Here is a 23,007-nt window from a genome sequence, read left to right as displayed (position 1 = left end):
TATGATTTTCTCCGTCGAGGGTTAACCAATGACAAATGACATTGGCACAGTGATAATGCTTGGGAATATGACAAACAATGCGAGTAGGGCCATGTAAGCGCCAATGAAGGGCAATACACCTTTCACAGCAGTAGACATTGGCACTCTAGCTACACCACAAACTACGTTTAATACGGTGCCTACAGGAGGCGTAATCAAACCTATCGAACAGTTAATAACGAACAGTAGGCCGAAATAAGTTGGGTCAATGCCAGCCATTTTTATTACAGGCATTAATAGTGGAACGAGAATTAGAATAGTTGGGCTTAAGTCCATCACCATGCCTACACAAAGTACGAGTAGCATAATGACCGCCATTAGTAGACGAGGACTATCCACAAGTGGGCCTAACAGTTCTGCCAATTGCTGAGGGAGTTGAGCAACCGTAATCAGCCACGCTGCTACCATGGCACAACCGACCAAGAACATGACCATTGCCGTTGACCGACCTGCGTTGATGACGATGTCGTAGAACTTTTTAAGCGTCAGCTCTTTGTACACAAAGGTTGAGATGAAAATCGCGTACGCTGCCGCAACAACCGCTGCTTCCGTTGGAGTAAAGATACCGAAGCGAATGCCAACAATGATGATCACTGGTAGCAACAATGCCCATACACCATCTTTAAGCGCAGCTCGTTTCTCTGCTTTGGTTGCTTTCTCAGATGTTTCTAAGTTCTCTTTCCGAACTGTCATACGCCAAACGAACATCAATGTCAGACCCATTAATAGCCCTGGAACAATACCGCCAAGGAACAGGTTTTTGATAGAGATGCCGCCGGCAACACCCACTAAAATAAGCGGAATTGAAGGTGGAATAACGGGGGCGATGATGCCGCCTGATGCAAGCAAACCCATTGATGGAGCTTCTGGATATTTCGCCGCTTTCATCATTGGATAAAGGATACTCACTAACGCTGCCGCATCTGCTACAGCGGAGCCTGATAGGCCTGCCAGTAGAACCGAAGTCATGATGGCGACGTAACCTAAACCGCCTTGACGATGACCAACGTAAGTGGTGGCTAAACGAACTATGCGTTGTGACAAACCACCAGACGCCATAACTTCACCTGCAATGAGGAAGAATGGAATCGCGAGCAGTGTAAAGCTGTCTACACCATTAATTAAAGACTGCGCAAGAATGTCTGCACTAAAGAAGTCCATGTGAAGCATCAGTGCTATTGATGACAACAGCAAAGCAAACGCCACTGGAAGACCCAATAAGATTGAGACAATCAATACCGATAAGAAAATGGCTAGCGTCATTATTCTTTCTCCTCTTCTAAGCTATCTAGTTGCCAGTCTGGCTTGAAGATTCGCACAAACGCGATCACCCCCATAAGCACACCCGACACCACGCCAGCCAAGTAAAATAACGCTGAAGGAAGCCCCGTTAATTGAGAAATATCTGACCAGTTAGACATCATCTGACGGTAAGAACCGATGTAGAGCATGCCTACCGATACGAGTACTACTACCCAACAAAGTCGTCTTAATACGGGTACTGCTTTTGGAAATAGTCGTTCTGAAAACTCCGAGACAGCTAGGTGCTCACCTCGGCGCAGCACAACCGCGGCGCCGAGCATAACTACCCATACAAGACCAAGGCGAGATAGTTCTACAGAGGGACGAAGACCAGATGAAAAGCCGTAACGTAATACAACGTTGGTAAATACGAGAACAATCATGCAAGTCAGTATGACTGCCATGATGACGTCGATGCTTTTCCAAATACTCTTAAATACACTTTGCATAAAGCTTTCCCTACCTTAGGCGAATTACAGAGAAGTAATTTGATCCCATATGCCATCGTTGATTTCGATGCCACCGGCTGCTTCGTGTTTGTTGATAAAGTTCTGGATTTCAGAACCCGCGATCATTACAGAGCCGGTCTCTGCTGGCTCAGACGCAAGGACATAGTCGCGAATTCGCTTCATCTCTTCACCATAACGGCCCTCGTCCATGGTTTTACTGAGATCGATAGCGATCAGGAACTGAGAAACACCAAATTCGCCGCCCATATCTTCAGTTAAAGCTGGAACAGAGTGACCACCTGTGATTGCCGTTAACATCATGTCTAGAACAATGGCCATTGAAGAGCCTTTCCAGAACCCCATTGGTAGAAGACGTTTGTTTTCCCAAAGAACATGTGGGTCTTTGGTTAGTTCACCGTTGTCATCAAATCCGCCAACTACAGGCAGTTCTTTATCTGCCAGAACGAAATTCTGTAGTTGTCCGTAGGAGAATTGGGTCATTGAGCAATCAACAACTACTGGTGGATCACCTGCAATGGCCATTATCAATGGGTTAGAACCGACACGGTGATCTTTACCGCCCCAAGCTGGCATAACAGCAATAGAGTTAGTTGATGCGATACCTGCGAAGCCTTCGCGCGCCATTTTTAGTACATAAGCACCACCACGCATCCAGTGGTTGGAGTTACGCATACCGACCATGCCGATTCCATAGTCACGGGCTAGTTCCATTGCGCGCTCCGCGCAAATTAATCCGTTGAGTACACCTGGTCCAAAGTTACAGTCCCACTGCTCTAACGCTCCCATACTATTCACACACTCTGGCTCGGCATTAAGCTTGATTTGCCCTTTGTCTACTTGGTCAATGAACACTGGGAACCGGTTAATACCGTGTGAATACGTCCCTTCATTTGCCATCTCTACAAAACCTGCCGCTAGCTTAGTTGCCATCTCCGGTTTCATGTCGCGAGCTAAAAGAATTCGTTCATATTCTTGTTGTAGTTTTTCTGTGGATACCAATGGCATTTGAGCTCTCCGCTAAGTTAAATTCCATAATACGGAATTAATTATGCGAAAGATTCCAAAATAAAACTGTGAGCCAAGTTGAGAAAATTTCTGCTATTAAGTCTTTTGCCAATAACTGTTAACTGGTTAAAAAAAGGAATAAAAAGATTCTGAAATTCCGTAATGCGAAACAATTAATGTGTTCTAGATCGACGTTATGCAGTTTATTTTGATGAAAATAAGGATTTCGGGGAGAACTTTGGCAGAAGAGGTGGGACGTTTAAACCGTAGTTTTACGGCACGTTATAAAATTGAAGTGGGTTGGTTGAATTGAAAGTCGTGTTGGAGCAGCGACAAAGTCAGATCTTAGCTACCCCAATAGGTAATTCTTTGGGTGAGAGTTTTATGGGATATAGAGTGAACGGTTTTTTAGTAGCTATTATCTCAACATTCCAAACACCTCTCGGCATAAACTAAACAAACAACTTTCTTGCACATCTAGGGTGATGTTGTTGCGATAGTAGGGGCTCAGGTCGACGCCCATGCCGACGCCGTAGATCTCGATGTTATTACGGTGGGATTCTCGCTCTATGGTTTGCTTCAGGTGATTGTCTAGATAAAACTGATCGTTGGCGGTGCTGGTGGCAGTGTCCATAGGGCAACCATCTGAGAAGATGATGAGGATTTTTCGTTGTGCCCCTTGTGAGGTTAAACGTTGGGCGGCGAACTGGACGGCTTCTCCATCGATGCCCTCTTTAAAAATATCAGCCTTTCGCAAGCTGGCGATGCCGAGTCGAGCGCGTCGCCAATGTGTCTCAAAGTCTTTGAATACGATATGTTTAAGCTCGTTCAGACGGCCAGGGTGTTTTGGCTGGCCTTGCTGAAGCCATTGTCGATATACTTTTCCACCATTCCAGTTACCGGTCGTAAAACCAAGGATTTCGAAAGGGATATCGGCTAACCCTACCGATTTAAGCAAAGTATCCATCAACAAGCTCATTTTGTGACTGTGCTTTTGCATAGAACCAGAGCAGTCCATTAGAAAGGTAATTGCACATTGGTGGGAGGTGCCTAATTCTGGCTGTGAAAAGATGTTGCGTTCAAGGGGGGACGTAACCAGCTTCGTGAGAGTGTTGGCATTGACAACTCCCTCTTCGAGATGGTTTTGACGTTTAGTGTACTGAGGAATTTGTACAATACTAGATAAGATAGCGGCCAACCGGCGAGTATTCACTTGCCTAGCCATCATGTCATCTGTGAGTTTTTGCCGTAGATCCAGTAGTAATGCTCGTCTAACCAAAGTGTCCGCTCTAACCTCTCTGTCAAACTCCCGACTAAACACTTGGTAATTTGCTCCAGCCAATTGAAAAGCTTTACTGTTGCCAGTGATGTCTGCTTCGACGTCATGATCTTCAATATCGCCGTCTACAATCAAGGCAAGTTGCGCGAGGATTTTAATGTCTTCCTCTACTGTTGGTGTGGGCTGGTTGTTGGATTGTTCCTGCTCTTGCTTTATGAGTTCACTGGCTAGCGCGGCAAGCTCCTTAGCGTAAGCAGCATATAGTTGTTGATCGCAACGGTGTTTTTTAAGCTGAACTAAACAGGTGCCGATTATAGGCACGATCCCTGCGCGAGTAGATTCTATCGCTTCGGCGATAGGCTCTGAAACCGGCATGCCAATCATACGTGTGTAAATGACTTGCATAAGAGTGAAAAGAAGCATCCCGAGACGAGACTCGGTAAAGCCGTTTTGATGATACTGCTCACTCCAATAACTGAAATTAAATCGAGTGCTGGTCTGAATACCAGCTAAGTAATGCGGGATTTGCGACTCGATACGAACTTGTTCGCAAAAGTCGAATAGGAGCCGTTCTACTTCATGACTTGGACGCAGCGAATAATGTAATTCTGCGTCAGAAATCAATAGTCGGAATGCTGAAGAGTCTATCTTTCCCTGCATCGCCAGTTTACTTTTTGTTAACTCATGTCGAGAAACAAACGTGAGATCGTTAGCATGCGCTGAGAGAAAGTAGCAAGGTTGGTCGCCTTTATACAATCGCTCACCACGGTAGTTTAGCGTGGCATCACCGCTGATTGCGCGGGCAACAGAAACGCTTAGGTCAAGAATCTTCTTCTGTCGAGACGACACATTAGCCATGGCTTGTCTGCTCCATAGTCGAGGAGGAAGTGCTCGCAATCAAAGGTTCGCCGAAGCATCGGAAGTAGTACTCGCTAACAAGTTGCTTTTCTTCTTCTTCACATCGATTTAGGAAGGACAGCCGGAACGCTGTTGCGACATCATTAAAGATTCGAATGTTCTCTGCCCAAGTCAGCACGGTCCTGGGGGACATAACGGTAGAAAGATCGCCTGCCATAAATCCATTGCGCGTCATTCCTGCTGTCGCAATCATTTGCTCGATGAGTGCTAAGCCAAGCTCATTATTAAGTTCCGGATTCTTGGATAACACGATATTAGCTTCGTGTTTAGGGTCGAGATAGTTCAGAGTCGCAATGATATTCCATCGATCTAGTTGACTATGATTGAGTACTTGAGTACCGGAATACAAACCAGAGAAGTTGCCAAGACCTAGGGTGTTACAGGTAGCGAACAACCGGAAATAAGGATGCGGAGTGATGACACGGTTTTGCTCCAGAGACGTGTATTTGCCATCTTGCTCTAGTAATTGCTGAATCACAAACATCACGTCTGGTCGCCCTGCATCGTATTCGTCCAATACCAAAGCGATAGGTTGTTGGATACTTTGTGGCAGAATCCCTTCTTTAAATTCGGTCACTTGCATTCCATCTTTTATAACTATGCTGTCTTTGCCGATGAAATCTAATCGACTTAGATGACCGTCAAGGTTGATCCTCAAACAAGGCCAATTGAGTCGGGCTGCAACCTGTTCTATATGCGAAGACTTACCGGTACCGTGCGTACCTTGAATCAAAGTTCGGCGATTAGATGAGAAGCCAGCTAGGATGGCCAACGTTACTTCGGGATCAAAACAATAGTTGGGGTCAATTTGTGGAACGTATTCTCCAGCTTCCTCAAACGCCCACACTGTTAAGTCACTATCAATACCGAAGTACTCTCTAACGCTAACCTGTTTAGTCGGTACCCATTCCTTTTCTTTCATTGCTCATTCCCTCTATATAGCGTGCAAATTTCCGGTAACGGTTGGTAATGTTCATCGATTATGAACAGCGTAGCTTGAGTTAACGATACTTTTTGTACAAAAAACTATCAATAATGTGATCTAGTTTTATTAATTGGAATGAATTATTCCAATTTAAGATAAAAAATTGACGCGCAAAAATTCTACTACTAAGGTGAATGTGAATTTAAAAAAGAGACAATTCATTCCGAAAAATGAAATTTTAGTTCAACTCAAGGAGAAGGGAAGGATGAGCGAGCAAGAAAAACGCACGGTTGTTTCCGGCAATACAACGATGACACCATCAGAAGCGTTTGTTGAAACTATGGTCGCCAATGATGTTACTGACATGTTCGGCATCATGGGGTCAGCATTTATGGACGCAATGGACATCTTTGCTCCTGCTGGCATTCGATTAATTCCAGTGGTTCACGAGCAGGGCGCTGCTCATATGGCGGATGGTTACTCACGAGTATCTGGTCGTCATGGCGTGGTTATCGGACAAAACGGTCCGGGTATCAGTAACTGTGTTACTGCGATTGCAGCAGCTTATTGGGCACATAGCCCAGTGGTTATCGTCACGCCAGAAACCGGAACAAAAACAATGGGACTGGGTGGTTTCCAAGAGTGTAACCAACTTCCTATGTTCCAAGAGTTCACTAAATATCAAGGTCATGTGACGCACCCCGATCGTATGGCGGAATATACGGGGCGTTGTTTTGACCGTGCGATGAGTGAGATGGGTCCAACGCAATTGAACATTCCGCGTGACTACTTTTATGGTGAGATTCAAACGGAAATTCCAAAACCCGCTCGTTTAGATAGAGGGCCAGGTGGCGAAAAATCTCTGAATGAAGCTGCAGACCTTATTGCTGAAGCGAAGTTCCCAGTCATCATTTCTGGTGGTGGTGTGGTGATGGCAGATGCTGTCGAAGAATGTGCTGCATTAGCAGAAAGACTTGGTGCACCAGTTGTAAACAGCTACCTGCACAACGATTCCTTCCCAGCAAGTCACCCATTATGGTGTGGTCCTCTTGGATATCAAGGCTCAAAAGCAGCCATGAAGTTGATGGCGCAAGCAGACGTTGTTATTGCTCTTGGTACCCGTCTTGGTCCATTTGGTACTTTACCTCAGCATGGTATGGATTACTGGCCGAAGAACGCGAAGATCATCCAAATCGATGCCGACAACAAGATGCTTGGGTTGGTTAAGAAAATCTCTGTGGGCATCTGTGGCGATGCTAAAGCGGCAGCAGTTGCATTAACAGAGCGTCTGGAAGGTCGCGAACTGCTATGTGACGAAAATAAAGCGTCTCGCCAAGACACAGTCGCAACAGAAAAAGCACTCTGGGAGAAGGAATTGGATGAGTGGACGCACGAACGTGACCCATTCAGCCTAGATATGATTGAAGAAAACGCGCAAGAAACGCCGTTCTCTGGTGGTGAATATCTCCACCCTCGCCAAGTGCTTCGTGAGTTGGAAAAGGCGATGCCAGAAGATGTCATGGTCTCTACCGACATTGGTAACATCAACTCGGTTGCTAACAGCTATCTGCGTTTTGAAAAGCCACGTAGTTTCTTTGCAGCAATGAGTTTTGGTAACTGTGGTTACGCATTCCCAACCATTATTGGTGCGAAGGCTGCTGCACCGCATCGTCCAGCTATTTCTTATGCTGGTGACGGTGCGTGGGGGATGAGCCTGATGGAAACCATGACATGTGTTCGTCACAACATTCCTGTGACTGCAGTAGTATTCCACAACCGTCAGTGGGGTGCAGAGAAGAAAAACCAAGTGGATTTCTACAACCGCCGATTCGTTGCAGGCGAGTTAGATAACCAAAGTTTCGCGGAAATTGCACGTGCGATGGGCGCTGAAGGGATCACGGTTGATAAACTAGAAGATGTCGGCCCTACTCTTCAAAAAGCCATCGACATGCAGATGAACGAAGGCAAAACGACGGTTATTGAAATCATGTGTACACAAGAACTGGGCGACCCGTTCCGTCGTGATGCGCTATCAAAACCGGTTCGCTTCCTAGATAAATACAAAGACTACGTATAGGTCACGGGAAGACTGTCCGGCCAATGTTTGGCCGGACAATACGAACACACGGAAAGGTGAGCGCGATGATTTCGAAAACCATGAAAATGCCGAGAACGCTGTATGGAGAAGCGACGGGTATCGCACCTGGCTTATTACTCAGCATAGTAATAGCTGCGGCCGCGACGTTCGTCTCCGACCATTATGGTGGTCCCAAATTTCTTTATGCATTGTTGCTTGGTATTTCTCTGCATTTTCTTTCTGACCATGAAAAATGTGGTGCAGGTATCGAGTTTGCAGCTAAAAAATTGGTGCGCATAGGTGTTGCTTTATTAGGGGTACGCATTGCATACAGCGATGTCAGCACTATCGGATTAGATGGCGTTGGTATTCTTGCTGGTGCGGTGGTGTTGACCATCATGTTCAGCCTACTTTTTGCCAAGCTATTGAATGTTTCTGGCACATTTGGATTACTTGCAGGTGGCGCAACGGGAATCTGTGGTATTTCTGCGGCGATGGCCATTTCATCTACGATACCGCAAAACAAAGAGAATGAGCAGTACACGTTAATGACTGCAATTGGTGTGGCCGCGTTTTCAACGATTGCTATGGTGCTTTACCCATTAGTGGTGACCTCATTGCAGTTGTCATCCAGTGAAGCAGGCATGTTCTTAGGTGGTTCAATTCATGATGTCGCTCAGGTTGTTGGGGCAGGTTTTATGTTGTCGACAGAGATCGGTGATGCATCAACGTTGGCGAAAATGTTCCGAGTAGCCATGCTAATGCCAGTGATACTGCTAATCGCATTGTCATTTCGAGCGCAAAAACAAAGTGACGGAAAGGAAAACCATATTAATGCGCCAATAATCCCTTTTTTCCTATTGGTGTTTATTGCTCTGATTGTTGTCAATAGCTTTAATCTTGTCCCTGATTCTGTCTCGGAAGGTATGTCAGAAATATCTAAGTGGTGCTTGGTTATTTCAATTGCAGCCTTAGGCGTAAAGACATCATTTGAGAAGCTTTTCTCATTAGGGTGGAAACCAATCATATTGCTTTTACTAAATGCAATGTTCATTGCCGGGTATATGTTGGCGGTAATTTACACCCAGAGAATGATTTAATTAGCTAATTCATATTTCGGTAGCAAGAGTGTTCATTATGAATGATAAGCATTATATAAATACAATAGACGAACTATATGAAATAGTGAATTTATTTTCTGAATGCAATAATAATGACCCTTTGATATATCGAGCGGAAGAATGTTCAAAAGGCGGACTAATTCCAAGCTTGGGTAAAGTAAATAGTAATAATCTAAGGCGAGTAGAACAAGAGCTTCTTTCAACTATGAAAGTTTACGGTGTGCCGATGTTGGACTCTCGTGACATCAATGAATGGCTATTAATGTGTTTATCCAATCAGCAAGGGTTTCCAACGCGTTTACTTGAATGGACTGACAGTCTGTTTAACGTAATGTGGTCGGTTTGTAATAGCTCAACAGAGGACTGTGTAAATATTCTTAAGGTCCGGGACTGCCATAAGGTGAATTTTGTAAAATCTCCCCATGACATTGAAAATACGAAAATATTTAAAGCGACCGACTGCGATTTTAGAACGACGAAAAACGATGAATGGTACTCAATTCATCCATTTGAAAAGGAAAGAAATGGCAGCCTTCTTTCTCTTTATGATGATCAGCGATATGTAACGGATTTGATATCTATTTACATATCGCCATCGGTAAAAAATAACTTATTAAAGGAGCTAATATCTATGAGTGCATTAAACAAAACTTCAATAACAGTTGAAGAAAAAATGGCGAATATAGATTCCAAACATAATTTAGATAATAACGGTAAGACTAATAAGGGTGAAATAAATAACGACCTTGAAGTAATTGTTCATGATAGAAAACTGGAACAATATGGACGTAAGTATCATCAAGATTTTGATTTCGACTAGAAAAAATTAGCAGAGAAAGCAAACGAGCGTTTGAATTATCAGTGAGTGATAAATGCTTTTAAATCTAACGAGATCAATAATTAAATTATAAAAAAAACTAAATCTGTGAGCTTAAAGTTTGTACATACCATAACTCAAAGTTAGAGTTGGAGTGATGTTACAAACTTGTTAAGTTGCTGTAATTCTAGTTTAAATACTCTAATAAAACGGCAGTCTAAAACTGCTTTGTATTAAATCAATAACGAAAACATAAAAGGACCCTGGAATATGAATATGCAAACCAATGCCGCGACATTAGTGCAGGAAAACCAAGTCGATACGACATTTTTACAGTCCTTTAGTGATGCGTGGAATAACCACGATATCGAAGCCTTAATGTCATTTATGACCGATGATTGTGTGTTCCACACTGTTGCAGGTGATGGCTTGCTAGGAAACACCATTGAAGGGTACGAAGCGGTTCGCAATAGTTTTGAGTTGGTATGGCAAAACTTTCCAGATGCAGCTTGGAGCGACCCTGTGCACTTTGTTTGCGGCGATAGAGCAGTAACAGAATCTACATTCTCCGCAACTAACCCAGATGGCACTGTTATCGAAGCTCGTATGGTGGACGTTTTCACGCTACGTGAAGGGAAGATCAGTGTTAAGAACGCCTTTAGAAAAACTCGACCAGTAATCACTCCCAATAAGTAAACGCGGCAACCATTGTTCGTTCACGTGTTATGACTAGGAGAGTCGAATTATGAGTTTAGTAATGGAACAACCAGCAGTAGATGCTGTAGAAGCTAAAGCGAAAAGTACCCAAGCCAAAGATAAATACGACCCGAAATATGATCCTCTAAAAGACAAAACGCCAGGTCACGGTAAAGAGTATGCGCCAACATACTGGGTTGATACGGCAGGTGCACCACCAGAAGATGATGGGCCAATAATGTCCGATATGGACGTTGATGTTGCCATTATTGGTTCTGGATTTACTGGGCTGAGTACGGCTATACACCTTGCCGAAATGTACGGTATTAAAGCAACCGTTATTGAGGCGAATCGCTTAAGTTGGGGCTGCAGTACTCGAAATGGTGGTCAGGCTCAATGTGCTTCAGGGAGGCTAAAGCGCTCTCAGTGGATTGAACGCTGGGGTCTAGAAACGGCTTTGAAAATGCACCGCGAATGCGTTGATGGTATGAACACATTCAAAGAGTTAATCAAAGATATCGACTGCGACCCACAGCCTGGTGGTCACCTCTATGTGGCGCACCGACCCAAAATGATGCCAGGTTTAGAGAAAGAAGCAAAACTGCTGCGTGACACCTTCAATTACGATGCGCAAATTTTGGACGCTGAGACAGTAAAACGCGATTACGTCGGCGATCAAGAAGCCGCAGGTGCAATGCACGAGCCAGAAGGCATCGGCATTCACGCAGGTAAACTAGCGTTTGGCTACTTGAGAAAAGCACGAGCATTGGGTGTGAAAGTTCATCCGTCAAGCCCTGTTATGGGATGGGAAACTCGCGGAGGCGTGCACTACCTCAAAACACCAGGTGGTGTGGTAAAGGCTCGTTCAGTGGGGGTTTGCACTGGTGGCTACACTAGTCAAGGTCTGCACTCTGAGCTAAAAAACCGTTTGTTGCCAGTGCTGTCCAATTCAATGGTTACACGCCCTTTGACGCAACAGGAGATTGCCGCGTGTAATTTCAAAACCAATCAGGTGATTACAGATACGCGTGTTCTTCGTCATTACTATCGCTTGCTACCAGACAATCGAGTTCAGATAGGAACTCGCAGTGCCATTACAGGTAAAAATGCGCCAGAGAAGAAATATGAAGATATGTTGCGCGCCGATCTCACGCGTAAATTCCCAGCCCTAGATCAGATCAAAATCGATTACTCATGGTGGGGATGGGTGGATGTAAGCCACGATATGATGCCAAGGATCTATCAGCCCAATCCATCGCAATCCATATTCTACGCCTTAGGTTACGGCGGTAATGGTGTGATGTATTCCGCACAAGCCGGTAAACGTCTGGCTCAATGGATTGGCGGAGAAGGACACAAACTGGATTTACCCATATTTGAATCAAAACTTCCGTTTCCAAACGTGAGGGAAGTGGTGGAGTCAGAGATGTTTGCACCATTTCGACGAGTAGGACAGCGATTCCTTTATCAGTGGTATTCGCTAAAGGATGAGGTGCTGTGACACTCAAAATATGTTTCCAAAATAGGGAAATAATGACGACCAGGAAAGTTGTACCAGGTCACCTTGTGAGCAAAGTACAGAGCGGATGTCTGTACGATATTAAAGGTTAAGACTATGAAACTTATTAAGAACAAAATCATTGCGGGTATGACAATTGCGGCGACGGCAGTGTTCTCATATACGGCTGCGGCAGCAAATTTCAAAATGGCTATTGGCGATGCCGCTGGTGGAACGCAATGGGAGCTAGCCACAACGTTCTCCGAGCTAATGGAGAAAAAGACGGATGGCAAAGTAAAGATTGACCTATTTCCAAATGGACAATTGGGTAATGAACAAGACACCGTCAATGATGCGGCTATCGGTCTATTAGACTTCTCTGTTCTAGCTATAAACAACGTAACCCCATTTTCACCAACGGTTGGCCTACTTACCATGCCATATGTGATTCAAAGCCCTGAAGAAGCAGTGCTATTGACACAAGGCCAGGTTGGTCAGGAGTTGGTTGAAAACACCATTCGTGATGCAGGCGTTCGCATTGTAGGTTGGGCGTACTCAGGCTTTAGAGTCTTGACCAACTCGAAGAAACCAGTGGCTTCACCGGAAGATTTAAAAGGGTTGGTTATTCGTGTTCCTCGTAACGAAATCATGATCGCGTCTTATCAAGCATGGGGCGTAAACCCAACTCCAATGGCGTGGTCTGAGACTTTTACAGGTCTGCAACAGGGCGTGGTAGATGGTCAAGATAACCCATACATCACAGTGTATGCGATGAAATTTAATGAGGTACAAAAGTATGTCACTAATATTCGCTACATCTTCTCTCTTGAGCCGTTGATTGTCAGTGAAACTGTATTCCAGCAACAAACTCCAGAGATGCAAAAAACCATTCTGGAAGCAGGCCAAGAGGCGACAGAGCATAGCTTCGCTTACCTTGAGCAAACTGAGAGCAAGATTCGTAAAGACCTTGAAGACAAGGGCATGGTATTTACCGACCCTGCCAATGGTGAAAAAGATTGGATCGAGAAAGTCACAACGTCTGTTTGGCCAAAATTCTACTCAAGCATCGGAGGTAAAGAGAAGCTAGACAACGTTCTTGAGCTACTGGGTAGACAATAACGATTAGTTACGCCCTATCTATTGGTGACCTGATAGATAGGGTTTTTGCATGGCTTTACTCGTTTATCTGTTCATACATATTGAGCGACTGGTTGTCATGTAAAAATCAACATTGGAGGTTATATGTCAGTCGCTAAAATAATTAGAAAACACCTAAACAACATTGAGGAGTACACCTGTTGTTTACTACTAGCGAGCTTTGTCTTACTGCTGTTCACGCAAATTTTAACTCGTCAGTTGTTTGACTATTCCATTCCTTGGGGTGATGAAGTCGCCACCTACATGTTTGTTTGGTTCGCTTATTTAGGTGCGGTGGTTGCCGCGAAAATGTCCGCTCATAACCGAGTGAGTTTCCACTTCAAGTTCTTTCCACCCATTGTTCAGACCATCAGTGAAACCATCGCAGATTTCTTATGGCTGCTGTTCAACGGTTACTTTGTTTACCTCAGTTACGACTTTGTTTTCAACAAAATGAATCTATTTTGGAAATCGCAAACGACTGGCATCCCAATGAAGTACTTCTACATGATTTTGCCGATAGCCTTTTCCCTAATGATGGTTCGAATCATTTGGAACAATTATGAGCGTTTATTCAAAGGGGCTCAAAATGAAGACCCCGAAGTAAAAGAGCTTCGCAAAATGACCGCTCAAAAATCACTGCCATAGTCGTAACAGAGAGATGTAATTATGGAATCCTATTTAACTCTAATCTTATTTGGTGGCTTTTTAACGCTGTTAATCCTTGGCGCGCCAATTACCGTATCGCTCGCAGGTGCCTCCATGGCCGCGTATTTGATATTGGATAAAAACCCGATTGCACTTGTGCAAATTGCGTTTACCTCAGTGGGTAACTTCCCGTTGATGGCATTACCATCGTTTGTACTGGCTGGTGCTTTGATGGAAGCTGCTGGTATATCTAAACGCTTGGTGGACATTGCCGAAAGCTTAGCGGGGCCTGTAACCGGCGGCCTCGGAGCGGCAACCGTTATGGCGTGTCTATTCTTTGGTGCCATTTCTGGCTCTGGACCCGCAACCACTGCAGCAGTAGGTATGTTAATGGTACCGGCTATGGTGAAGCGTGATTATGAAAAAAGTTATGCTTCCGCGGTTACCGCGGCCTCCGGTGGACTTGGGATCATTATTCCACCGTCGATTCCGTTGGTCATCTTCGGTATCTCTGCAATGGGTTTGATGGCGCCGCCTGAGGCTATTGCTCAGCACGGCCAGTTTGCCTCGCTGTCGATTCCTAAACTGTTTGTCGCGGGCGTTATTCCTGGTTTGATCATGGCATCAACCTTGGTGTTCACCAATTACATGATTGCCAAAAAACAAGGCTATCAAGGGCTGACTGAAAACTGGTCATTTGGTGAGATTCGACACTCATTACGCCGAGGACTTTGGTCGATATTAGCGCCATTTTTGATTCTCGGTGGTATCTATAGCGGTATGTTTACTCCAACAGAGTCTGCGGTGGTTGCTATTTTCTACTCGCTATTTGTTGGTTTATTTATTCACCGCGAACTGTCATTCAAAAATATCCTTAAGTCCCTGTCGACGACAACATGGATTACTGGGCGCGTCCTATTGATCTTATTCGCGGCAACCGTGTTTGGTCGCTTACTGATTGAGCAAAAGATTCCAGTAGTGGTCGCCGAGTCATTGCTTGGCTTTACCGACAATATGTATCTCGTTTGGGCATTAACTATCATTTTATTGCTGTTTATCGGCATGTTTATGGAAACGTTAGCGGCAATCATGATTATCGTGCCTGTTCTGCTACCTATTATGTACATGCTTGGCGCTGATCCAACTCACGTAGGTATTGTTGTGGTATGTACGTTATCGATAGGGTTTGCGACGCCACCTCTCGGGGAGAATATTTTTGTCGCCTCAGGGATAGGGGGAGCCACGGTGGAACAGATTACCGCGAAGATCCACCCATTTGTGCTGGCTTCGGTAATTGGCGTGTTTGTTATTGCCTTCTTCCCACAAATTACGCTATGGCTTCCGTCATTAGTCGGCTATTAGGAGAGATATCCATGAACGTATTGAAACTGATGGTGATAGGCTGTGCCTTGTCCGGCATGTTAACGAGTTTTGTTGTAAGAGCTGAAAGCAGCACTGCCGTCAATGTCTTGGATATTACTGAGCCTCATGTCGCCAGTGACGCAGAAAAGCGTGCCAAAACCTTGTTGGCGAAAGCGGTGATACATGTACAAACCGAAGGGGATGAGAGTGTTAAAGATTTCATGAGTGACCCCGAATACATTGATGGAGAGCTCTATGTCTTTGCCTTAGGTATTGATGGCGAATTTCTCGCCAGTGGAGGTTCGTCCATGGTGTTGGTTGGTGACAGTGTGCTTGATACTCAAGATGTTTACGGTAAGCCGTTTTTCCGAGAGATGATCACGAAAGCGGTACATGATGGTTACGGTGAAGTGAAGTACAACTGGGCTAATCCTACCGACCGTATGGGGGAACCTAAAACTACGTTCTTTGAACGTGTAGGTGATGTAATAGTTGCTGTGGGCTATTACCCCGAGCGTTCCAGTGCAGCTGAGGCGAAACGATTACTGGCTAGGGCAATGAAAGCCATGGTGGAATCTGAGCAGAAAAGTATCGATGAGTTTAACGACACCGACGGTAGTTTCGTGGAGGGGGATTTATACGTATTTGTGATGGATATGAATTCGGGTAAGTTTCTTGCTCATGGTGCGTCTCCTGAATTAGTGGGCCGCTCACATGATGAGATCCTAAGCCCAGATAACAAACCTATTCTTACCGAATTACTGACTCTAGCTAAGGAAAAAGGACGCGGCGTTTATACCTATAAATGGTTGAACCCTCAGTCGAACAAAGTTGAAACCAAACATACATACTACCGTGTGATCGACAATAAACTTGTCGCTGTGGGCTATTACGTTAAAACTGCTTCATCTTAATCCCATCACCCCCTCTTCATCGCTATCAGCCGTGTTGTATTGGTTGGTAGCGAACCCTTTAAATTCCTCTTTTATATTCACATAAAGCACAATAGTGGAACAATTTGTTTCATATACATTGATTATATAGATCTGTGTCATGGTATTTAAAACAAATTATAACAATTACTGCATTTTATATTGATTGAATTCCATGAAGTTACTAACAATATAGATATGCTCAAAATATAACCAGTTAGAGGTCGCTTCATGTCACAGGAACGAACTGTTTCGAATGAAAAGGAAATGCAACTCATAGGAGAAGTGACGTGGTTGTTACTGCAATCTCCCTTACACAGAGAATACCCCCTTCACGTCCTGGAGAGTCGCTTCCTTAACGCGATTCGACTGGGGCAATGCCGCATTTACTACGATAGCAAGGGTCCAATTGGGCTAGTGACTTGGGCTCAAGTGACTGAAGCCTGGCATCAAAAACTGATGGAACAGGATGAATGGCTACCTGAAGAAGAATGGAACCGAGGTAACTATTTATGGTTCATGGACTTCATTGCTCCATTTGGTAACTGCACATCTATTCGCCGTTCGCTCAGTGCTCAATTTCGACATAAAACAAAAGCATGGTGTCGCCGAATAGGTGATGAAAAGCGAGCGGATCGCGTGTTCTTGCACCGCAAAGGTCATTTAACGGATGAACAAGAAGGATATTTGAATTGATGGTACTCGATGAGATTTTTCATCGAGTGGTGACATCAATGTAAAGCAACCTAAAAGTAAGGGAGAAATATGGGTACTCGAAATTACCGAGGTGGCAATGGCGCGGATAGGCTCCATGCGGGTCACGCCACACACAAAAGCATCATCTCTGGCGGAGGTGGTAACGACGATTTGAATGCTGGACACACAACATGGGAGTCGTGGATTTACGCGGGAGATGGCAACGATGTCATTGGTAACTACAACAAGGCCCTTAATCAAATCTACATCTGGGATGGCGCGGGAGATGACTACGTTAATGTCGGTGCTGTCAACGTAAACATCTATGCTAGTTCGGGCAATGATACCTATAAAGTGACGTCTGGTAGCAATGTGTATATTGAGCTAGGTACAGGTGAGAAGGATGTTACGGTTAACTACGTTGGTTCGAAGGCTACCTTAGTTGAAAAGGGTTATTGGTATGACCGCGATATTAATGTGAAGTCTGCCAACACCAGTGTCACGACTGGCTATGGTAACGATACGGTGTACGCCTTTGGTCTGTTCTCATGCAAAGTGGAAAGTTGGGGTGGCAACAATAACATCATCGCTGAAGGTGCCGGGGTTAACGTTAAGACAGGCAGTGGTCACGATACCATCACAAGCAGCGCTGTCTCTTCCTATATCCACAGTGGTGATGGCGATGATTGGATTGTATCAAAAGGCGCATCGGTCAAGGCTCATACTGGCTGGAATGGCAACAACTATGTTTATGCTGGAGGGGCTCACGCTGACATTTGGACTGGTAATGGGCACGATGAAATTGATGCGAGAGGCATTTACGCCAAGATCCGCACTGAAGGCGGTGATGACATAATCAACATCAATGCTGTGGGTGCCACGGTCAATGCCGGAAGTGGCAATAACGATTTATATATTCGCGCAGCAGGAGCCAATATCACCGCCGGAAATGGTAATGATTATGCCTATGTCGGGGCAGGTGTTGGGTTAGTGGACCTAGGACACGGTAACAATACGGTTGATTATCGAGCTGTGGGAGGCACGGTACGTGTTGGTAATGGCAATGACCGTATTAATGTTCGAGCCGTCGGTGTCAGTATGAATGTTGGAGAGGGTAATAACCACCTTGACGTTAGAGCCGCAGGCGCAAATATTACCGCAGGGAACGGAAACGATTATGCCTATGTTGGCGCGGCAGTAGGCCTGCTCAACTTAGGACATGGCAATAATACCGTTGATTTTCATGCGGTAGGTGGTGAAGTGCGTGTCGGTGATGGTAACGATCGTATTAACGTTCGAGCCGTTGGCGTCAATATTGATGCGAAAGGGGGCAATAACCATATTGATGTGAGAGCGGCAGGTGCTCGTATTACCGCAGGAAACGGCAACGATTACGCGTACGTTGGTGCGGGTGTAGGTTTGCTCAATCTTGGTCACGGTAACAACCATGTTGTCTTACATGCAGCTGGTGGCAACGTGTTTGTCGGTGATGGTGACGACCGCATTGAAGTGAAAGCGGTCGGCGTAAAAATAGACGCAAAGAATGGTGACAACTCGATTTTTGTCAGCGCAGCTGGAGCGGAGATCAGTAGTGGTAGTGGCAATGATGTCATTGAATCGCTGTCTATAGGTGGTCAGTCGATAGATTCAGGTAACGGTAATGACGCTATCAAAGCTTATGGTGGGGTTAACGTGGTCTCTGCGGGTTGGGGCAACAATACTATTGATGCTCGTGGTGGCCTTAATGTGGTTCAAGTGGCGCACGGAGACAACTCAATTTATACCGCTGGAGGTATGAATGTTGTGTTGTCAGGTCATGGCCAAAATAACATTGATGCCTTTGGTGGCGGAAATTTTGTCTTTACGGGTAATGGCAGAAACACCATTCACGCAGCGGGTGGTCTAAATATCGTCTTTGCTGGTGACGGTAAGAATATTATCCGTGCAGAGGGCGGCTTTAATATTATTGGTACCGGTAATGGCGGTGGTTCGGGGGCTTCTTCAGTCGGGCAAGTTGCGCATGGTGAAGTCGCAGGTAATGAAATCCGAGCTTATAGCTTCGGTAACTTTATTTTGTCCGGTGATGGCGACGACAAAATTCGAGCAGGTGGATTACTATCGATCGTGACCGAAGATGGTGATGACTTTGGCAAAGACACTGGTGTCGACCATCTAAAAAATCTCGCCAACGTTACCAGTGCTGGCAACATTGTGTTGGCTGGAGAAGGGAATAATGTTGTCAAAGCATATGGTGGCGGCAACTTAGTGCAAACGGGCTCAGGTAACGACCTCATTGTCGCCTTTGGTTACGCTAACCTGATTATTGCTGGTGATGGCACCAACGATATTACGACCTTGGGAATGTATAACATCATCTGGGGTGGTTCTGGCGACGATACCCTTTGCTCTATGGGTGATGCCAACATATTTATTGCTGGTGATGGCAATAACACTATGACGGCCATAGGCACCAATAATGTGTTCCTTGGCGCTGGTGGTAACGATGATGTAATGGTTGGCGGCGCCAATAACGTCATGGTGATGGGGAGCGGCGACAATATTGCTATCGCAGTGGGCGCGAATAACTTTTTCCAAGGCGCGAGTGGTAACGATACCTTCGCCGGGTTAGGTAATCTCAATGCTATGCTCGCTGGCAATGGTGACAACTTCTTGCTGGGCGTAGGAGCTAAAAACTTATTCTGGTCTGGCGATGGTGACGATACACTCATTGCGTTAGGTCAACTAAACGTGATGCTAGCCGGTGACGGTGAAAACAGCGTGATAGTGGCCGGAATGGACAATATCGTTTTGACTGGTAGTGATGATGATTCTGTTGCGGCGCTCGGTTCCAAGAACATTATTTCTACAGCATCAGGTAACGACACCATCTACGCGTTTGGTTACACCAACTTTGTTCACTCAGGTGGTGGTGACGATGTAGCTATTATGGGGGGCCGCTACAATGTGGCACTCACAGGGTGGGGTAATGACATTGTTGCTGCTGCAGGGCAACATAACATCATGCTTACCGAAGGTGGAGACGATGTCGTATTGACTATTGGTCAAAATAACGTCGTTATGTCTGGCAGTGGTAACGATGTTATTGCCGCATTCGGCAAAGAGAATTGGATCGCCGCAGGTGGTGGGGCCGATATTATTCTCGCTGTCGGTAAGCGCAATATGATAGCCGCGGACAATGAGATTACTTTTTCTACGGAAGAGATTACCGAGCTCAAAAAGGGCACTGGTAATATGTTCCAAGATAAGGATGAGAAAGGTGAGCGCAGTGGTGATCCCGTTGAAGGCAGCTTAGGTTCTGCAAGTTTTGAAGCAGAACTGCAAGCGACCGCTAACTTCAATGTCCTGTTCCCTGAACTAGACTTCTCTGATCCGAGTGTGCCTGATTGGAAAACCCCTTCCTTCACCATTCCTCAATATGATTTTGAGATTCCACCTATTCCCGAGGTGAAGTCTGCACCATCATACAAATACGGTTCTCTTGGCAACTATGGATTACCTGAAATTCATCTGCCTACATTAAGTACTCCTGAAATTGAGATTCCAAGCATCACGCTTCCATCGCTATGCATGCCTTCATTAAGTGGCTTTGGTGTTGAAGTGGATAGGTTTGATCTTGAGCTCACTTATGAGTTGGATGTGAATTCAGGGATATTCAGCGGTATGGATTCGTTGATTGGTGATATTGCTGGCTATGAGTCGGGAGGCGGTCAGAGTCGCAACATTCTCAACTCTCAAGCGGAGTTTAAACCGAGAATCAACGACAACGGTGTTTTCCTCAATACCTACACACACCAGTCGGCAGATTTGGGTAATATCGACACCGCAACTAAAGCGGCTTCAGACAATTACTTTTTGTACGGAGATGAAGACACTCCAGCAGAAGCGGGAACCAATAATCATCTGATTAATGACACCTCTGTGGGAACTTGGAACACGCCGGACGACTTTGAGCTTCGTCATAAGGATGATATTACCCTCGGTGAATCCTCGGACTCTACGGCGGACAGTTCTGGCGATTCTGCACCTACTCCAGAATTTACTACGGTTCAACTGCCTACCTTATTGTTGCCTGAAATTAAAGTGCCAGAGTTCAATTTGAATGGTTTTGATTTATCGGGCTTTAGCTTGTTTGGAACGGCATTGAGTGGTCGCGAATTTTACGGTTTCCAAATCCCAGATTTTGAGATACCAGAGTTTGGCGTGCCAGATTTTAGCCTGGGCGATTATGTGGAAATGGACTCGTTGACGATACCATCTCAGACGGTGAATATCCCTGCGTTCTCCATTCCCAATGTGATTGGTATTGATTGGTCACAGAGGTTGCCATCGTTTAACCATGACTACTATCTCTTGCAACAAAATCAAGAAGGTGACTGGGGTGACTTGATGTTGGCGTTAGGAGATACCAACCGCATGATGGGCGGTCGTGGTGACGATGTAGCCATTGGTGTCGGACGCGAGAACGTAGTCTACACCGGACGTGGTAACGATATTGCGCTGATGGTTGGCGCGAAGAATATCTGGCGTGACGACTATGGCTCCAATGTGGCGCTCGCGATTGGTGCTGAAAATACCTTAGCTGGTGGCTTCGATAATGACGTGATGCTGGCGATTGGTAATGAGAACAACCTAGCTGGTGGCACTGGTGAGAACTTGATGGCAGCGATAGGTAACAAAAACACCATTAAAGGCGATACTGCACCCGGCCTTCCGGGGGGGACCTCGAAGAACGTCATTTTTGCTCTAGGCAATGAAAATACCGTGAAAGGTGGTTTCGCCGTAACAACCGCCGTTGTTGTGGGTCGTAAAAATAATGTCAGTACGACGTTTGAAAATGACTATGTGGTGTCCATCGGCGTGGAAAATACGGTCTCCTTACATAAAGGTAGTGACGTTGCTTTCGTGATGGGTATTGATAACAAAGTATATGGTGACTATGTCGATGAGTTTGGATCTGCAAGTGATGTGTTGTTTGCCGCAGGCGTACGTAACCTAGTCGATGGTGGTGGAGGTAATGACGGTATATTTGTTGGTGGCCTGTTCAACCATGTTGTAGGTGGTAATGGTGATGACCTCATAGTTGCCATGGGCAGTAAGTCGGTTGTCAGCGGCGGTAGTGGTAATGATGTGATTGCTACTATTGGTGGTGCTAACACGGTGACCGCAGGATTAGGTGATGACTTTGCGATTAACATGGGACTGGCCAATGTGGTGTCCATGGGAGATGGCAATGACACCGTACTTAATATCGGTTTAGCTGGTGTTAGCTCTGGTGGTGAAGGTAATGATGTCTTCCTCAACCTAGGTTGGGAGACCTTCGACTTACTAACCTCAAGCGGCGCAACAATCATCAATAATGTGTTAGGTGGTATTACCGACTTTATGGGTAACGTTGTTAGTACTTTTGGTGGTGATAAGCACGATAGTATCGCTTCTCTGTTCAGCTTTGATGATCAGTCTGTATCTATAGGGAACTCAGGAAATGACGTGTTCGTGTCTGGATTCGGTAGTGCTCAAGTAACTGGTGGCGAAGGCAATGACAGCTATCGGTTTACATTGGGAAGCGGCCGTTTTGATATTTATGAGTCGGATATTGCGTCTGAAGTTGACTCGTTATTTATCAACAGCAACAACACTCAGAATGACCTGAATTTTACCTTGGATAACCTAGTTCTTTCTGAAGATCACTCTCAGCTCGATATTGTTTTTGGCAATGAGTCGCTTGGTGAAATTGGCTTAAACAACTGGGGCGATAACGACGTGTTTGAAGTCGAAGGATTGTCCAGCCTAACCTTCGCACAGCTAAAACAGCACTGGGATAGTATGGATGCGTCGGCATCTGAACAGTTGCGTGGCTTTGCTGCTTTTGATTCAGTTGCAGCGTTAGAGGCAGGAGCTGAAGCAACGGTAGCTTGGTTACAAGATGGAGAGGCAAATAAGGTTGACTTTGGAGATGTAAACAACGAGCTGTCGAGCGTTGTGGAAACAATACTTGGCGACATGCACGATTCTAAATCGAAAATTGATAGCGCAGTAAATCTTGCGTAATCGGGAGCCTGACTCA

General features: G+C 45.3%; 16 protein-coding genes. 11 read left to right on the top strand and 5 right to left on the bottom strand.

Annotation, left to right across the window (positions count from 1 at the left end):
- Positions 1–21: 21 nt before the first annotated feature.
- The 5 genes from JKJ11_RS22855 to JKJ11_RS22835 all read right to left on the bottom strand — a co-directional run bounded on the left by JKJ11_RS22855 (position 22) and on the right by JKJ11_RS22835 (position 5,935).
- Complete coding sequence (locus JKJ11_RS22855) at positions 22–1,302, bottom strand: TRAP transporter large permease subunit (RefSeq protein ID WP_088877879.1); 1,281 nt, start codon at positions 1,300–1,302, stop codon at positions 22–24.
- Positions 1,302–1,790 (bottom strand): TRAP transporter small permease, encoded by a 489-nt coding sequence (locus JKJ11_RS22850; protein ID WP_063602943.1) that lies wholly within the window; start codon positions 1,788–1,790, stop codon positions 1,302–1,304. The genes JKJ11_RS22855 and JKJ11_RS22850 overlap by 1 nt, the downstream gene beginning before the upstream one ends.
- Positions 1,791–1,814: 24 nt before the next feature.
- The gene (gene yiaK / locus JKJ11_RS22845) at positions 1,815–2,816 is read right to left on the bottom strand and encodes a 3-dehydro-L-gulonate 2-dehydrogenase (protein ID WP_088877880.1); all 1,002 of its coding nucleotides are present in this window, start codon (positions 2,814–2,816) and stop codon (positions 1,815–1,817) included.
- Positions 2,817–3,234: 418 nt separating this feature from the next.
- Complete coding sequence (locus tag JKJ11_RS22840) at positions 3,235–4,953, bottom strand: cobaltochelatase CobT-related protein (protein WP_198559267.1); 1,719 nt, start codon at positions 4,951–4,953, stop codon at positions 3,235–3,237.
- Positions 4,946–5,935: an AAA family ATPase gene (locus JKJ11_RS22835; RefSeq protein WP_088877884.1), complete on the bottom strand. Its 990-nt coding sequence runs from the start codon at positions 5,933–5,935 to the stop codon at positions 4,946–4,948. The genes JKJ11_RS22840 and JKJ11_RS22835 overlap by 8 nt, the downstream gene beginning before the upstream one ends.
- A gap of 268 nt (positions 5,936–6,203) precedes the next feature.
- Here JKJ11_RS22835 and xsc point away from each other — a divergent pair, with 268 nt between their 5' ends.
- The 11 genes from xsc to JKJ11_RS22780 all read left to right on the top strand — a co-directional run bounded on the left by xsc (position 6,204) and on the right by JKJ11_RS22780 (position 22,991).
- Complete coding sequence (gene xsc / locus JKJ11_RS22830) at positions 6,204–8,015, top strand: sulfoacetaldehyde acetyltransferase (RefSeq protein WP_006069821.1); 1,812 nt, start codon at positions 6,204–6,206, stop codon at positions 8,013–8,015.
- Positions 8,016–8,080: 65 nt separating this feature from the next.
- Positions 8,081–9,115: a YeiH family protein gene (locus JKJ11_RS22825; protein ID WP_063602948.1), complete on the top strand. Its 1,035-nt coding sequence runs from the start codon at positions 8,081–8,083 to the stop codon at positions 9,113–9,115.
- Between the two features lie 28 nt (positions 9,116–9,143).
- Positions 9,144–9,956: an FRG domain-containing protein gene (locus tag JKJ11_RS22820; RefSeq protein ID WP_198559265.1), complete on the top strand. Its 813-nt coding sequence runs from the start codon at positions 9,144–9,146 to the stop codon at positions 9,954–9,956.
- Between the two features lie 267 nt (positions 9,957–10,223).
- The gene (locus tag JKJ11_RS22815; RefSeq protein ID WP_006069824.1) at positions 10,224–10,649 is read left to right on the top strand and encodes a nuclear transport factor 2 family protein; all 426 of its coding nucleotides are present in this window, start codon (positions 10,224–10,226) and stop codon (positions 10,647–10,649) included.
- A gap of 49 nt (positions 10,650–10,698) precedes the next feature.
- On the top strand, positions 10,699–12,150 hold the full coding sequence (locus tag JKJ11_RS22810) for an NAD(P)/FAD-dependent oxidoreductase (protein WP_006069825.1): 1,452 nt from the start codon (positions 10,699–10,701) through the stop codon (positions 12,148–12,150).
- Between the two features lie 114 nt (positions 12,151–12,264).
- Positions 12,265–13,266 carry a TRAP transporter substrate-binding protein gene (locus tag JKJ11_RS22805; protein ID WP_252039292.1) on the top strand — a complete coding sequence of 334 codons (1,002 nt, stop codon included), beginning with the start codon at positions 12,265–12,267 and terminating at the stop codon, positions 13,264–13,266.
- Between the two features lie 123 nt (positions 13,267–13,389).
- On the top strand, positions 13,390–13,932 hold the full coding sequence (locus JKJ11_RS22800) for a TRAP transporter small permease (RefSeq protein WP_062456325.1): 543 nt from the start codon (positions 13,390–13,392) through the stop codon (positions 13,930–13,932).
- A 21-nt stretch (positions 13,933–13,953) separates the two neighbouring features.
- Positions 13,954–15,294 (top strand): TRAP transporter large permease, encoded by a 1,341-nt coding sequence (locus JKJ11_RS22795; RefSeq protein ID WP_006069828.1) that lies wholly within the window; start codon positions 13,954–13,956, stop codon positions 15,292–15,294.
- An 11-nt stretch (positions 15,295–15,305) separates the two neighbouring features.
- On the top strand, positions 15,306–16,208 hold the full coding sequence (locus tag JKJ11_RS22790) for a cache domain-containing protein (RefSeq protein ID WP_252039291.1): 903 nt from the start codon (positions 15,306–15,308) through the stop codon (positions 16,206–16,208).
- A gap of 249 nt (positions 16,209–16,457) precedes the next feature.
- The gene (locus tag JKJ11_RS22785; RefSeq protein ID WP_164491483.1) at positions 16,458–16,922 is read left to right on the top strand and encodes a toxin-activating lysine-acyltransferase; all 465 of its coding nucleotides are present in this window, start codon (positions 16,458–16,460) and stop codon (positions 16,920–16,922) included.
- Positions 16,923–16,991: 69 nt separating this feature from the next.
- Positions 16,992–22,991: a hypothetical protein gene (locus JKJ11_RS22780; protein ID WP_252039290.1), complete on the top strand. Its 6,000-nt coding sequence runs from the start codon at positions 16,992–16,994 to the stop codon at positions 22,989–22,991.
- The last annotated feature ends 16 nt before the right edge of the window (positions 22,992–23,007 follow it).

Source organism: Vibrio sp. SCSIO 43133 (assembly GCF_023716845.1).
In the GTDB taxonomy this organism is placed as follows: Bacteria; Pseudomonadota; Gammaproteobacteria; order Enterobacterales; family Vibrionaceae; genus Vibrio; species Vibrio mediterranei.
Note: the sequence above shows the minus strand (reverse complement) of the source record. Positions and strands in the feature narration are given on the sequence as shown.